The sequence below is a fragment of the Sphingomonas sp. GW821-FHT12D09 genome (assembly GCF_058807215.1).
Window position 1 is genome coordinate 201,414 of sequence record NZ_JBXAQL010000003.1, and the last position, 13,703, is coordinate 215,116.

Below are 13,703 nucleotides of genomic sequence, written 5' to 3' on the forward strand. Positions count from 1 at the left end.
TCTTTGACCCCGCGCAATTCTCGCGGGCGCCGATCGAGTCACAGCGATGCCGGGGCGCCTCTTGTCGCGCCGGTATCGGCAGGTCTAACTGCGCCCCAAGGAGACTCGTAAAAATGGCTATAGTTCTCGACGAGGTGCCCCTCGTCTCGATGGCCGAGCAGGCGAACGACCCGGACGGGTTCGCGCAGAAGTTCGGCGAATCCTTCCGCCGCTTCGGGTTCGCGATGGTCGCCGATCACGGCGTGCCGCAGGACCTGATCGACCGCGCCTGGGCAATGACCAAGGCATTCTTCGCGCTGAGCGAGGAAGAGAAGCGCCAATATCATATCCCCGGCGGTGGGGGCGCGCGCGGCCTGACGCCGTTCAAGACCGAGATCGCCAAGGGCGCGACCCATGTCGACCTGAAGGAATTCTGGCATATCGGCCGCGAGCTGGCCAAGGGCCACCGCTTCGAGAAGGACATGGCGCCCAACATCTGGCCGGACCGGCCCGAGGGGTTCAAGGAGACCTTCCTCGAACTGTTCCAGGCGCTGGACGATGCCGGCGACCGGCTGCTGTCGGCGATCGCGCGCTATCTCGAGCTCGAGCCCAACTGGTTCGACCGCGCCGTGAAGGACGGCAATTCGGTGCTGCGCCTGCTCCACTATCCGCCCGTCCCGGCCGATGCCCCCGAAGTGCGCGCCGGCGCGCATGAGGACATCAACCTGATCACACTGCTGCTCGGTGCCGAGGAAGCCGGCCTCGAGCTGCTCGACCGCGACGGCACGTGGCTGGCGGTCAAGCCCCCGGAAGGCGCGATGGTGGTCAATGTCGGCGACATGCTCCAGCGGCTGACCAACCACTACCTTCCCTCGACCACCCACCGCGTGGTCAATCCGCCGGTCGAGCGCCGCGGCACGCCGCGCTATTCGATGCCCTTCTTCCTGCACCCGGCCCCGGACTTCCTGATCGAGACTTTGCCGTCGACGATCACTGCGGAAAACCCGAACCGCTATCCGGACCCGATCACCGCGCATGACTATCTTTTCGAGCGGCTGGTCGAGATCGGGCTGATCAAGAAGTAACAAGCAAAACTTGCTTCCCCTCCCTGAAAGGGAGGGACTAGGGGTAGTTCAGCGGCGGACGGGCTCGATGCCCGGCCGTCGCTTTCTTGTCAGGCGTAAGCTCGCTGCGCTCGCAACCAACCCCCGACCCCTCCCTTCCAGGGAGGGGAGTGAGAGAGATCATGACCGAACCGCTTGGTATCGCACTTGCAGGCCTTGGCACCGTCGGCGCGGGCGTCATTCGCCTGATCGACGCGAATGGCGAACTCATCGCCCGCCGTGCAGGCCGGCCGATCGAAGTGGTCGCTGTCTCGGCGCGCGACCGGGCCAAGGATCGCGGCGTCGATATCTCGCGCTTCGACTGGATCGACGACACCGCCGCGCTGGCGCACCATCCCAAGGCCGATGTCGTGGTAGAGCTGGTCGGCGGCTCGGACGGTCCTGCCCTGGCGCTGGCCCGCGCGTCGCTCGCCGGCGGCAAGAGCTTCGTCACTGCCAACAAGGCGATGATCGCGCATCACGGGCTCGAGCTGGCCAAAGCCGCCGAGGAAGCCAATCTGGCGCTCAAGTTCGAAGCGGCGGTCGCCGGCGGCGTGCCGGTGATCAAGGGCCTGCGCGAAGGCGCAGCCGCGAACGAGATCGCCCGCGTCTATGGCATCCTCAACGGCACCTGCAATTTCATCCTGTCCAAGATGGAAGCGGAAGGGCGCGACTTCGCCGACATCCTCGCCGAGGCGCAGCGCCTGGGCTATGCCGAGGCCGATCCCAGCTTCGACATCGACGGCGTCGATGCCGCGCACAAGCTGTCGATCCTCGCCAGCCTGGCCTTCGGTACCCAGCCCGCCTTCGACCAGGTCGCGACTACCGGCGTGCGCCATGTCATCGCGGCGGACATCGCCGAGGCCGCCGCGCTCGGTTACCGCGTGCGCCTGCTCGGCGTGGCCGACGCCGGCGCCGGCGGGCTGTTCCAGCGCGTCCATCCGCACCTCGTGCCGCTGAGCCATCCGCTGGCGCACGTTACGGGATCGACCAATGCCGTGGTGGCGGAAGGCAATTTCGTCGGCCGGCTGCTGTTCCAGGGCGCCGGCGCCGGCGACGGGCCGACCGCGTCGGCCGTGGTCGCCGACCTGATCGACATCGCACGCGGCGAATTCGGCCCGCCCTATGCGATGCCGGCCGCCGCCCTCGCCCAGCAGGGCGCCGCCGATGCCGGCGCGCGCACCGGCCGCGCCTATGTGCGCTTCACCGTGGCGGACAAGGTGGGCGTGCTTGCCGAGATCGCCGCGGCGATGCGCGATGCCGGCGTCTCGATCGAGAGCCTGATGCAGCGCGGCGCCAGCGCGGACGGCAGCGTGCTCGTCGCAATCGTCACCCACGAAGGGCCCGAGCGCGCCGTCGCCGAGGCGCTCGCCAAGCTGCGTGGCTCCGCCAGCCTGACCGGCGAGCCGATGTGGATGCACATCCTCGGCGATTAATCGTCGAGGGCGGTCTTCACTAGCTGCGTACCCTTGTGCGGGCAGACCGGCGCACCGGTGGTGCCGCAGGGCAGGCCGGTGCTGCGCACTGCATCGGTCTTGGAATCGGTGATCTCGGTGCTCGCCAGCGGCAGGCGGTAGCGGCGGTTGGGGTCGGTCGGCGTCGCGACCAGCACACTGCGCGTCGGCGCCGCACGGGCCGGGATCCGGGTGAGCCGTACCGTGCGGGTCGTGCGCGCCTTGCGATAGCGTTGCGGGTTGTTGGCGACGGTCGTGGCCCCGTGCAGGGCGAGCGCGAAAAGCAGCATGGGAACTCCGAAATAGCTTCACCGCGCCTAACGCACGGTTCGCCTCCGGTGTCCCTCAGGGTGCGAGATCGCGGCGGACGGTATGGACACCGCGCGAATTCACCGTCGCGGTGACGCCCACCGATCCGCAGCGCACGGTGAAAGCGCCCTCCCCGCACGGCGCATGGCCGTCCGCGCCATCGAACAGCTGGGTGAGGCGGCCGGCATCGGTGTCGGGGCCATTATAGCTCGTCACCAGCGGCACCCGATACTTGTCCGCCTCGCGTCCCGAGCAGACGACGATCTCGTTCTCGTCGCGCGCGCGCTTGCATTCGGGATTGGCCGACCAGTGCCGGCGGTGCAGTTCCATCGCCTCGGCAGGGGTCGGCGCTGGGGCCTTTTCCTGCGGCTGAATTGGGGCAAGCAGCAGCAAGGCAAAGACAAGCATCGCAGTTCCTCCGCCCCCGGAGCCGCTTCACTAGCGTAACGATATGGCCGAATTGCGGACGCGCGCCGCCTGACAACGTTAGCGGCATCGACAAGCGCCCCCGCCCTGCCTAACGCCGGCCCCAGTCCAATCTGTCCGGGGTGATCCATTTCCATGTCGCAGACCGCCAGCCACGCCCTTGACCGCGTCCTTGTCCTCGAAATGGTGCGGGTGACCGAAGCGGCGGCGATCGCTGCCTCGACGCTCACCGGCCGCGGCGACGAGAAGGCGGCCGATGCCGCCGCCGTCGAGGCGATGCGCGATGCGCTCAACAAGCTCTATCTCGACGGCACCGTGGTGATCGGCGAAGGCGAGCGCGACGAAGCACCGATGCTGTTCATCGGCGAGAAGGTCGGCGCGGCGCAGGGCAAGGGCCCGGCGATCGACATCGCGCTCGATCCGCTGGAAGGCACCACCATCTGCGCCAAGGCCGGCCCGAACGCGCTGGCGGTGCTCGCCGTCGCCGAGCAGGGCGGGCTCCTGAATGCTCCGGATGTCTACATGGACAAGATCGCGGTCGGCCCGGGCTATCCCGAGGGCGTGATCGACCTCGCCAAGTCGCCGACCGAGAACGTGCATGCGATCGCCGCCGCCAAGGGCGTGCAGCCGCACGAGATCATCGCCTGTGTGCTCGATCGGCCGCGCCACGAGAAGCTGATCGCCGAGCTGCGCGGCATTGGCTGCGGCGTGGTGCTGATCGGCGACGGCGATGTGGCGGGCGTGATCGCCACGACCAATCCCGAGACGACGATCGACGTATATATGGGCCAGGGCGGCGCGCCCGAAGGCGTGCTCGCGTGCGCGGCGCTGCGCTGCGTCGGTGGCCAGTTCAAGGGCCGGCTGATCTTCCGCAACGACGACGAGCGCGCCCGTGCGCGCAAGTGGGGCATCGAGGATCTCGACAAGATCTACGACCTGACCGAGCTGGCCAAGGGCGACTGCATCTTCGCCGCAACGGGCGTGACCGACGGCTCGCTGCTGGAGGGCGTAAAGCGCTTTGCCGGCAAGATGACCACCGAGAGCGTGGTGATGCGCGCGCACTCGGGCACGGTACGCTGGGTCAAGGGCGAGCATCGGATCTGAGTTTATTCCGCCCTCGGAGCATCGCTCCGGGGAAGGGCGTAGCCGGTGGTGGAAGGGGTTACCCCCTCTCGATAGCGTACCCCCTCCACCACGCGCTGGCGCGCGCCCCCTCCCCCGCTTCGCGAGGGAGGATTTGGTTATGCCCCCACCACCAGCCCATGCGCCGCCGCAAACGGTAGCCACCCCGCCAGCCGCGGTTCCTCGGGCTGCGCCTCCGCCGGATCGCCGGACAGCATCGACAGCCAGTCGAACTGCCACGGCTCGAGCGGATGGCACGAGACGCGGTAATGCGCCCGCGCCACTGCGAGCAACGACAGCTCCGCGCGCGGCGGCACCGGCTCGCCGGTCGCCAGCATCTCGGTGAAATCGAAGGGCAGCGCGAGGAGCCGCACGCTGTCCGGCCGCCACCAGCGGCGGACCTCCGCCAATGCGAGCACTTCCGCGATCGCCGGCTCGATCCCCGGATAGGCGCGCGGCGCGATCCGCTCGATCCCGCGGGCGCGATGGACCTCCGCCTTGGTCCGCTCGATCCGCGCCAGCGCGGCGGGGATCGCGCCGACATCCTGCGGCCCGCCCGGCGGGCGCGCACCGTCCAGCCAGTCGGCAAAGCCCGTGCCGAAATCATAGAGCGTGTAGCTCTGCGAGGGATGCACCGCGATATAGCCCTGCGCGAACAGCCCGAATGCCGTCGGTCCGGACAGCGCGTGAAGCAGCGGATATTCGGCTTCGAGGCACTCGACCAACCGCTGGCGATAGCCGCGGGCATAGATGTGGACGCGGTCCTCCGCAGTCAGCCGGTTATCGCCACGGACATGCGCGCGGGCGTCGTGGCCGGAGGCGGCGAGGACCGACTCCTGCATCCAATCCAGCAGCGCGGCGAGTTCATGCGGCAAGCGGCAGCCCCTCGCGCGCCCGCCGCGCCCGGGCAAGCTCGGCGGCGACCACGGTAAAGGCGGGGACATTGGCGTCCCATTCGACCATCGTGGCGACCGGCCCGCACCGCTCCCAGAGCCGTGCATAGAGCGGCCACACCGCATCGGGCACCGGCGAATCATGCGTGTCGATCAGGTGCGTGCCATGGTCGCTCGGCCCCGCGAGATGGACCTGGACGATATGATCGGCCGGAACCGCGTCGATATAGGCTAGCGGATCGAGCGCATGGTTGAAGCTCGAGACATGGACGTTGTTGACGTCGAGCAGCAGCCCGCAGCCGGTCAAGTCGCAGAGGCGCGTGAGGAACTCGACCTCGGGCATCTGGCTGGCGCGGAATTCGAGATAGGTGCTCGGGTTCTCGACGATCAGCGGGCGGCCAAGGAAATCCTGCACCGCGCGCACCCGTTCCGCGACATGCTCCAGCGCCGCCTCGGTGAGCGGCATCGGCAGCAGGTCGTGGCTGTTCACGCCCTGGACCCCGGTCCAGCAGAGATGGTCGGAAATCCAGAGCGGGCGGAAGCGCTCGGCGAGATCGCGCAGTTTGGCGAGATAGGCCATGTCGAGCGGCGCGGTGCTGCCGATCGACAGCGACACGCCGTGCAGCACCACGGGGCGATGTTCCGCGACATGCTCGAACACGCGCATCCCATAGCCGAAATTATCGAGCAGGTTCTCGGTGATCGCCTCGAACCAGTCGACGCCCCAGTTCTCCGGGGGCGTCGACATAAGATGCGGGAAATGCTCCTCGCGCAGGCCCAGCCCGTCGCCGGGATTGGGCAGGCCAAGCCGGGGCGTAGCCATCAGGTCGAAGGCGGATAGGCGAGCCGCAGGTCGTTCGGCGCCTGCTGGACGAGCCCTTCCACCGGCTTGTTCGGATCGCCGTTCACCTTGTAGGCGACGACCTTGGCAAAGGCCTGGAAGGCGATGTCCTCGACCTTGTCGCCCTCGTTGAAGGTGATCGTGTCGATCTGCTTCGATGCCGCAGGCGTCGGGGTGGGCGACGGCGACGGCGTGCCGCACAGATTCTTGTCGGCGCCCGGTGCCGCCGGCGGCTTGGGCCCGCCGCACAGCACCGGCTTGGAGCTGCCGACCAGCGCATAGACCGCCATCGTCCCGGACTTGGGATAGAGCTGGAGCGCCGAGAGCGGCACCGCGCAGCCGCCAAAGCCGCCGCAGATATTGTCGCTGGGCGCAGTGTACATCGGCCCGCTCGGCGTGGGCGACGGCGTCGGGGTTCCGCACACCCCGCCATAGCTGCGCAGCGTCACCGCGGAGCAGCCACCGCCGACGACCGCGGGCTGCGCGTTGCAGCTGCCGCCAGCGACCGGGCTGGCCTTGGGCGTGTTCGCCGTCTTGGAGCCGCCGCCACAGCTGCCCCCCGCGCCACCGCAGCTGCCGCCGCCGCTGGTGAGCTGGACGAAGCCGCAACCGCCCTGGCCCTTGCACAGGTTCGAGCCGCGGCAAGTGTGGTAGATCGATGTCTCGGCGCAGCCGTTGGTGCCCCATTTCCCGCCGACTTCGGCCAGGTCGAGGCCCTGGCAGGCATGGTTGACGATGTTGGTGTTCGGCTGGCCGACGCCCACCGACAGATCCGGCGTCGCGCCGAACACCGCCCAGGCAGTCGACATGCGGTCGCCCGAGCCGGACATCGACGGGAAGGGGAAGGCCACGGTGGCGCTGCCAGGGTTCCAGTATTTGTCGAGCACCGTGGTGACGCCCTTGATCGAGCCGCACACCGCCTGGCTCATCTTCTGGAAATTGGCCGCCGCCTCGGCACCATTCTTCAGGCTGTTGAGCGCCGCCGCGATCTGATCGGGCGAGGCGAGGCCGTAAGGATTGTCGTTCGGATCATAGCCTTCGGTGGTAAGGTCCTTGCCCACCCATTTGCCGATCTTGGGCGACTGGTCCCATGTCTCCAGCCCGCCGCTGCCGCAGATATCCTCGATCTCGCGGAAACGGGTATAATGATCGACGCCGTCATTGCCGGCACGCGCCGCCGCGTCGGCCGAGGGGATCAGCTTGCCGTCCTGCGAATAGCTTGGATAGTCCGAGGCGAGCGCGTCGCGGTCCGGGCAGTAATGCGGATTGACCGCGCCCTGGACCAGCTTCTCGTCGCCGTCCTTCAGCCGCTGGCCCTTCTCGTCATAGCGCGCACCGAGCGTGGCGCCTTCGCCCTGGTCGGTGATCGCGTTCATCATGTTGAGCGCCTGGCGCAGCGCGATCTCGGGATCGGTGAGCGCGATAGTGGTCTCGAAGCCCATGAACTCGCGCATCGGATGGCCGGGGAAGCTGAAGCTGTTGAACAGGTCGTTCTGCTGGCCCGACGCATCCATCACATGGTCCCACAGCCGCGTGCCGTCCTCATACTTGATCAGCAGATAGTCGCGGTAGCATTGGTACATATAGCCGATCGAGCCGAACATGATGCCGGCGTCGAGCGTCTCGACCGTCGTCTCCTTGAAGGGCACCTTGGGGAAGTATTTTTCCTTGTTGCGGACGATGTCCTTCTCGGCGGTCTCCTGCGGCTGCTCGATCGCGAGGAACAGCTTGATCCGCTCCTCGTCGAGCGGGCCGACATTGACCGCGACGTCCTTGAACCGGTTGGTGTCCTTCAGGTCGACGACGCCCGGGATCGCAGTCAGCTTGGGCCCATAGCAGGTCCAGCCATGGTCGCCGTCCTGCAGTGTGGTGGCGGTGAAGTTGGGCACGGCGCCGACCGCAGTGGCGAGGTTCGCCGCCATCTGCAGGTGGAGCATCTCCTGGATGAACACCGAGAAGACGATGTTGAACGCCTTCTTGTTGCCCCAGCCCTTCTTGCCGGGCTTGTGCTCGAACGCCGAACTGGTCTTGGCGCCGGGCCATTGCCGGCCCTTGTAGAAGCTGTTTCCCTGGCTGGTGATCGGATGCATGCCGGTGATCGAGTAGAGCGAGGTCATGTAGAGCGGGATGGTGAAAAGCTCGACATTGACCGCAGCCTGCGCGATCCAGCGCACGACCAGCGTGTCGGTATCCAGGAACTTCAGAGGGCGCGCGGACAGTTCGCCGGCAACGTGCGTCAGATGCATGACAATTCCCCCAAGCTTTCGCATTGAACTGCGATGCGCTTGAGTTCCACCAACACTATTGGCCCGTCAATCAACGATAGAACCGATATAGTTGCATGCGATATTTGTTACGGTTTCTGGTCAATTTACGTTCTTCTTGAGAATCGCCGCGCACTTGCCTGGCAAGCCTGGTCCGCTATGCCGCCGCCGCTTAGGGAGGGGTGACGATGCATGCACTGATGCCGCCGATGCTGCTGATCGCCACCACGGCGCTGCTCGCCTGGTTCCAGCGCAACGACCGCCGCAATTTCGAGCGCTTCCGCAAGATCGAGGACACGCGTCGGCGCCAGCGCATCTTCCTGCGCGGTGCGATGAAGGCCTGCGCTCTCTATCTCGGCATGCCATTGGCCGGCCTGGCGCTGCTCGGCCGGATCGACGCGCTGCGGCGCTTTCCCGCCGAGTTCCGGCCGCTGCTGCCCTATGCCCCTGTCTTCGCATTGACGGACGGGACATTTCTCGCCGCGGCAGCCGGCGGGGCGCTGGGCGGCGCGGCGATAGGCGCGGCCATCCTCCTCCTGCGCAGGCGCAAGCCGCGAAAGCCGTCGCGCGCGCTCGACATCACGCCGATGCTGCCGCGCAATCGCGCCGAGATGCTCCACATCCTGCCGCTGATCCTCAATGCCGGGGTGAGCGAGGAGATCTGCTTCCGGCTCTACATCCCGCTGTTGCTCGCCTTGTGCGGCGCGCCCGCCTGGACCGGCTTTCTCGCTGCGACCCTGCTGTTCGGCTGGCTGCACCGGTATCAGGGCTGGCTGGGCATAGTGCTTACCGGCATCATCGCCGCCGCACTTGCGTTCTGCTATGTCGGAGCGATGGGCCTCGCCTTCCCGATCGTGCTGCATCTGCTGACCAACCTCAACGCGCTGATCCTGCGCCCCGCGATCCAGCGGCGGTTTCGGCCGCGAACCGATTGACAGCGGCAACCCACCGATTACCCCTCCCGCATCCAGTTTTCCGGGAGGTTCGCATGCGGTTGGTCAGTCTCTTTGCCGTGGCGGTCGCCGCCGCGCCGCTCGCCGCCCTGCCGGCACGCCAGACGGCACCTGCCCCGGCGGCACAGGCCGACGGCGCCTTCACCTTCGAGGAGGTGATGATCCCGGCACGCGACGGCGTGAAGCTGCACACCGTGATCATGCGCCCCAAGGGCCAGACCGGTCCGCTGCCGATCCTCTTCCAGCGTACGCCGTACGGCGTACCGGGCGCCGCACCGCGTAACGTCCCCGCCAGCTGGGCGGCGCTCGGCAAGGACGGCTATATCTTCGTGTTCCAGGACATGCGCGGCCGCTTCGGCTCCGAGGGCGGCCCGTTCACCCTCTCCACCGAGATCAAGACCGGCAAGGGCGCTGTCGACGAAGCGACCGACGCCTATGATTCGATCGACTGGCTGGTGAAGAACGTGAAGTCGAACAACGGCAAGGTCGGCATGTGGGGGGTGTCCTATCCCGGCCTCACCGCAGCGATCGCACTCGCCCGTCCGCACCCGGCATTGAAGGCAGTGAGCCCGCAAGCGGCTTGGATCGATTACTGGATGAGCGACGATTTGCACCGCAACGGCGCGATGCGGCTCACCTATGCCAGCGACTGGGTCAACAGCCTGCAGGCCGACAAGACCAGCGAAGGCATCGCGCTGTACGACCGCTACGATACCTATGAGTGGTTCCTGAAGGCAGGCTCGCCGGCGGACATCGAGGCCAAGTATTTCAAGGGTCGGGTGCCGCGCTACCAGGAGATGATCGACCATCCCGATTATGACGATTTCTGGAAGAAGCAGCGCTGGTCGGACACGCTGAAGAAGACCACCGTGCCGACGCTCAACGTCGCCGGATACTGGGACCAGGAAGACCCCTGGGGCAGCTGGCAGATCTTCGACAAGCAGCGCGAGAATGATCCGAACAACCTGTCGCTGATGGTCGCCGGCCCCTGGGCGCACGGCACCTGGCATTCGCCGGCCAATGCCCTGGGCCGGATCCCCTTCGGCATCGACAGCGGCACCCAGTTCATGGAGCAGGTGGAGGCGCCGTTCTTCGCCTATTGGCTGCACGGCAAGGGTGCCAAGCCCGATTACCGGATGAAGAGCTTCCAGTCGGGTTCGTGGACCTGGAAGACCTACAACCAGTGGCCGCTCGCCACCGCGAGCAACAAGAGCCTGTACCTGCGCGCCGATGGCAGCGTCTCGTTCGACGCGCCGGCACCGGGCGAGGGCTGCCGCGAATATATCTCCGATCCCGCCAACCCGGTGCCGTTCCGTCCGCGGCCGATGTCGGAGACCTACAAGACGCCCGACTGGCGCTGGTGGGAAGCCGAGGACCAGCGCTTCGTCGAATATCGCCCCGACGTGCTCAGCTACACCAGCGCGCCGCTCGACGCGGACCTGACCGTCACCGGCAAGATCACCGCCGAGCTGATGGCCGCGAGCAGCGGCACGGACAGTGACTTCGTGGTCAAGCTGATCGACGTCTTCCCGGAGGATTATGAAAGGAACCCGGTCACCCTGGGTGCCTATGCCAAGGGACTGAACGGCTATCAGCTGCCAATCGCGATGGAGATCCGCCGCGGCCGCTATCTGGAGTCGATGGAGAAGCCGACGCCGCTCACGCCGAACAAGGTGACCGACTGGACGATCGGGCTGCGCGACCACGACCATGTCTTCAAGAAGGGCCACAAGATCATGGTCCAGATCCAGTCGACCTGGTTCCCGGTGATCGACCGCAACCCGCAGACGTTCGTGCCGAACATCTACAAGGCCAAGCCGGGGGATTACCAGAAGGCGACGCAGAAGGTGTGTGCCGGCTCGGCGATCATGCTGCCGGTGGTGAACTAGAGTGCACTCATCCCCTTCCTTGCAGGGAGGAGAGCTAAGCGACCTGCCCCTTGGCCGCCAGGATCTGCGCCCACGGGTTCGGCTTGGCCTCGCCGATGCGGTGCAGCGTGTTGCGGTCGTGGTGGTCGAAGTCGCCCTGGCCCTTCACCGCCAAATTGGTGTGGATGTCGTAGCTCCAGCCGCCATCGTCGTTGAAGACGATGTCGATCGTATAGGCATCGGTGCGGAACGCATATTCGAGGAAATCGGTGGAGCAGATGCCGTAATTGGTCTGCCCGCGGGTCGCCTCGACGCGGATCGTCTTGCCGTCGGCTGAAGCCTTTCCGCTAGCGAGCAGGACCTGGCCGCGCGGGATCGCCAGCGTCTGCAGGATCATGCCCGTCGCCGGCTCCCACAGCCAATAGCCCACCTGGTCGTGGAAGGTGATGTCCTCCTCCACGGTGGTGATGTGGATATGGTAGCGCAGGCCATAGAGGAGCTGCGGGCCGTTCGCCTGGGGATCGATCGGAAAGAACTCGATCCGCTCGATGAATTCGCGCTGCTCGGGCCCCTCGGCCTTAGGATTGATGTCGATGCCCTTTGTGCCCTCCCAGCGGCCGGCAAGACGCGCCAGGGGACCGAGATTGGCGAGCGTGTTCGGATCGACGTCCGACGGCTCGGTGAAGACATCGAGTGGAAACGGCGTCATGTGGTGGCCCTCAGTTTTTCAACCGATAGCCGGTGCGGAAGATCGTGACGATAAGACCAAGGCATAGGGCGAGGAAGCCGGCGATGAAGCCCAGGCTCCAGCGCACGTCGATATCGCCGACTTCGCCGAAGAACGCCCAGCGGAAGCCGCTGATCAGATAGGCGATCGGATTGAACAGGCTCACCGTGCGCCACGGATCGGGCAGGAAGCTGAGCGGATAGAAACTACCGCCCAGGAAGGTGAGCGGCGTCAGGATCAGCGCCGGCACCAGGTTCAGCTGCTCGAAGCCCTTGGCCCAGATCCCGATGATGAAGCCGAACATGCTGAAGCTGATCGAGGTGAGCAGCAGGAAGGCGAGCATCGCCAGCGGGTGATCGATCCTCAGCGGCACGAACAGCCCGGAGGTCAGCAGGATGATCAACCCGATCACCACCGACTTGGTCGCCGCAGCGCCGACGAAGCCGATCACCAGCTCCACCGCCGAGATCGGCGCCGAGAGCAACTCGAACACGGTGCCGGTGAATTTGGGGAAATAGATCCCGATCGAGGCATTGGCGACGCTCTGGGTGAGCAGCGACAACATGATCAGCCCGGGGACGATGAAGCTGGCATAGGGCACGCCCTCGATCGACGGGATGCGGCTGCCCATGCCGGTGCCGAACACGATGAAGTAAAGCGACGTGGTGATCACCGGGGTGACGATCGACTGCCACAGGGTACGCAGCGTGCGCGCCATCTCGAACTTGTAGATCGCCCAGATGCCATGGACATTGATGCCGCTCATGCCGCGACTCCCTCATTGGAGCTTTCGCGGTGCTCGACCAGCCCGACGAAGATGTCCTCCAGGCTCGACTTCCTGGTGTCGAGATCCTTGAACGCGATGCCCATCTCGCTCAGCTTGCGCAGCAGCGAGGGGATGCCGGTGCGTTCGGCCTGGGCGTCGAAGGTGTAGCGGAGGCGATGCCCTTCATCCTCGAGGCTCAGATGCCATTCCTCCAGGCCGGCGGGGATCGCCGTCATCGGATCGATCAGGCTCAGGTCGAGCTCGCGCTTGCCGAGCTTCTTCATCAGCTCGGCCTTGTCCTCGACCAGAAGCAGCTTGCCCTTGTCGATCACGCCGACGCGGTCGGCCATCTCCTCGGCCTCCTCGATATAATGGGTGGTCAGGATGATCGTGACGCCGCGCTCGCGCAGCTTGCCGATCATCTTCCACATGTCGCGGCGCAGCGACACGTCGACGCCGGCGGTGGGCTCGTCGAGGAACAGGATGTCGGGCTCGTGGCTCAGCGCCTTGGCGATCATCACGCGGCGCTTCATGCCGCCCGACAGCTCCATGATCTTGGCGTTCCGCTTGTCCCATAGCGACAGGTCCTTGAGCACCTGGTCGCAGAACTCCTGGTTGGGCGCCTTGCCGAACAGCCCGCGCGAGAAGCGCAGCGCCGAGCCGACGGTGGAGAACATGTCGACCGCGATCTCCTGCGGCACCAGCCCGATCTTCGAGCGCGCGGCACGCGGATCGCGCACGGCGTCATGGCCATCGACCAGGATCGTGCCGGTGCTCGGCGTGACGATGCCGCAGATGATCGAGATCAGCGTGGTCTTGCCCGCGCCGTTCGGCCCGAGCAGAGCGAAGATCTCGCCGCGGCGGATCTCCAGATCGACATGATCGAGCGCCTTGTGGCCTGAGCCATAGGTCTTGCTCACGCCGTTTATCGAAAGGATGGAAGTCATGGTGCCCCCGGCCGGGAAAGGACCGCTAAGTAGGGCTCCCGGCGCGGCGCG

13 protein-coding genes are annotated in these 13,703 nt (G+C 66.3%); 5 read left to right on the forward strand and 8 right to left on the reverse strand.

The window, feature by feature from the left end:
- Positions 1-113 precede the first annotated feature (113 nt).
- Positions 114-1,064 carry an isopenicillin N synthase family dioxygenase gene (locus AC1RPL_RS14555; protein ID WP_493070074.1) on the forward strand — a complete coding sequence of 317 codons (951 nt, stop codon included), beginning with the start codon at positions 114-116 and terminating at the stop codon, positions 1,062-1,064.
- Between the two features lie 161 nt (positions 1,065-1,225).
- The gene (locus tag AC1RPL_RS14560) at positions 1,226-2,518 is read left to right on the forward strand and encodes a homoserine dehydrogenase (RefSeq protein WP_493070075.1); all 1,293 of its coding nucleotides are present in this window, start codon (positions 1,226-1,228) and stop codon (positions 2,516-2,518) included.
- Here the strand turns inward: AC1RPL_RS14560 and AC1RPL_RS14565 are convergent.
- Complete coding sequence (locus AC1RPL_RS14565) at positions 2,515-2,826, reverse strand: hypothetical protein (protein ID WP_493070077.1); 312 nt, start codon at positions 2,824-2,826, stop codon at positions 2,515-2,517. The two genes, AC1RPL_RS14560 and AC1RPL_RS14565, sit on opposite strands and share 4 nt — an antisense overlap.
- Positions 2,827-2,881: 55 nt before the next feature.
- Positions 2,882-3,253, reverse strand: coding sequence for a hypothetical protein (locus AC1RPL_RS14570; RefSeq protein ID WP_493070078.1), 372 nt, complete (start codon positions 3,251-3,253; stop codon positions 2,882-2,884).
- A 153-nt stretch (positions 3,254-3,406) separates the two neighbouring features.
- Here AC1RPL_RS14570 and glpX point away from each other — a divergent pair, with 153 nt between their 5' ends.
- A complete protein-coding gene (gene glpX / locus AC1RPL_RS14575; protein ID WP_493070080.1) occupies positions 3,407-4,375 on the forward strand; it encodes a class II fructose-bisphosphatase in 969 nt (322 codons plus the stop codon).
- 137 nt (positions 4,376-4,512) lie between these two features.
- On the opposite strand, the gene AC1RPL_RS14580 is transcribed toward glpX, so the two are convergent.
- Genes AC1RPL_RS14580 through AC1RPL_RS14590 form a run of 3 tightly spaced genes read right to left on the reverse strand, consistent with a single transcriptional unit; the run spans position 4,513 to position 8,373 of the window.
- Positions 4,513-5,268, reverse strand: a complete 756-nt coding sequence (locus AC1RPL_RS14580; protein WP_493070082.1) for an HvfC/BufC family peptide modification chaperone — start codon at positions 5,266-5,268, stop codon at positions 4,513-4,515.
- Entirely contained in the window at positions 5,258-6,109 is an 852-nt protein-coding gene (gene bufB, locus AC1RPL_RS14585; RefSeq protein WP_493070083.1) for an MNIO family bufferin maturase, read from the reverse strand. Before bufB ends, AC1RPL_RS14580 begins: the two co-directional genes overlap by 11 nt.
- Positions 6,109-8,373 (reverse strand): ferritin-like domain-containing protein, encoded by a 2,265-nt coding sequence (locus AC1RPL_RS14590; RefSeq protein ID WP_493070084.1) that lies wholly within the window; start codon positions 8,371-8,373, stop codon positions 6,109-6,111. The genes bufB and AC1RPL_RS14590 overlap by 1 nt, the downstream gene beginning before the upstream one ends.
- Before the next feature lie 206 nt (positions 8,374-8,579).
- On the opposite strand from AC1RPL_RS14590, the gene AC1RPL_RS14595 reads away from it, so the two are divergent.
- Complete coding sequence (locus tag AC1RPL_RS14595) at positions 8,580-9,326, forward strand: CPBP family glutamic-type intramembrane protease (RefSeq protein ID WP_493070086.1); 747 nt, start codon at positions 8,580-8,582, stop codon at positions 9,324-9,326.
- Positions 9,327-9,379: 53 nt separating this feature from the next.
- A complete protein-coding gene (locus AC1RPL_RS14600; RefSeq protein WP_493070088.1) occupies positions 9,380-11,233 on the forward strand; it encodes a CocE/NonD family hydrolase in 1,854 nt (617 codons plus the stop codon).
- 34 nt (positions 11,234-11,267) lie between these two features.
- Here AC1RPL_RS14600 and AC1RPL_RS14605 read toward each other — a convergent pair whose 3' ends face one another.
- The 3 genes from AC1RPL_RS14605 to AC1RPL_RS14615 are packed head-to-tail and all read right to left on the reverse strand — an operon-like array spanning position 11,268 to position 13,652.
- Positions 11,268-11,921: an FABP family protein gene (locus AC1RPL_RS14605; RefSeq protein WP_493070090.1), complete on the reverse strand. Its 654-nt coding sequence runs from the start codon at positions 11,919-11,921 to the stop codon at positions 11,268-11,270.
- Positions 11,922-11,931: 10 nt separating this feature from the next.
- Entirely contained in the window at positions 11,932-12,705 is a 774-nt protein-coding gene (locus AC1RPL_RS14610) for an ABC transporter permease (protein WP_493070092.1), read from the reverse strand.
- Positions 12,702-13,652: an ABC transporter ATP-binding protein gene (locus tag AC1RPL_RS14615; RefSeq protein ID WP_493070094.1), complete on the reverse strand. Its 951-nt coding sequence runs from the start codon at positions 13,650-13,652 to the stop codon at positions 12,702-12,704. The genes AC1RPL_RS14610 and AC1RPL_RS14615 overlap by 4 nt, the downstream gene beginning before the upstream one ends.
- Positions 13,653-13,703 lie beyond the last annotated feature (51 nt).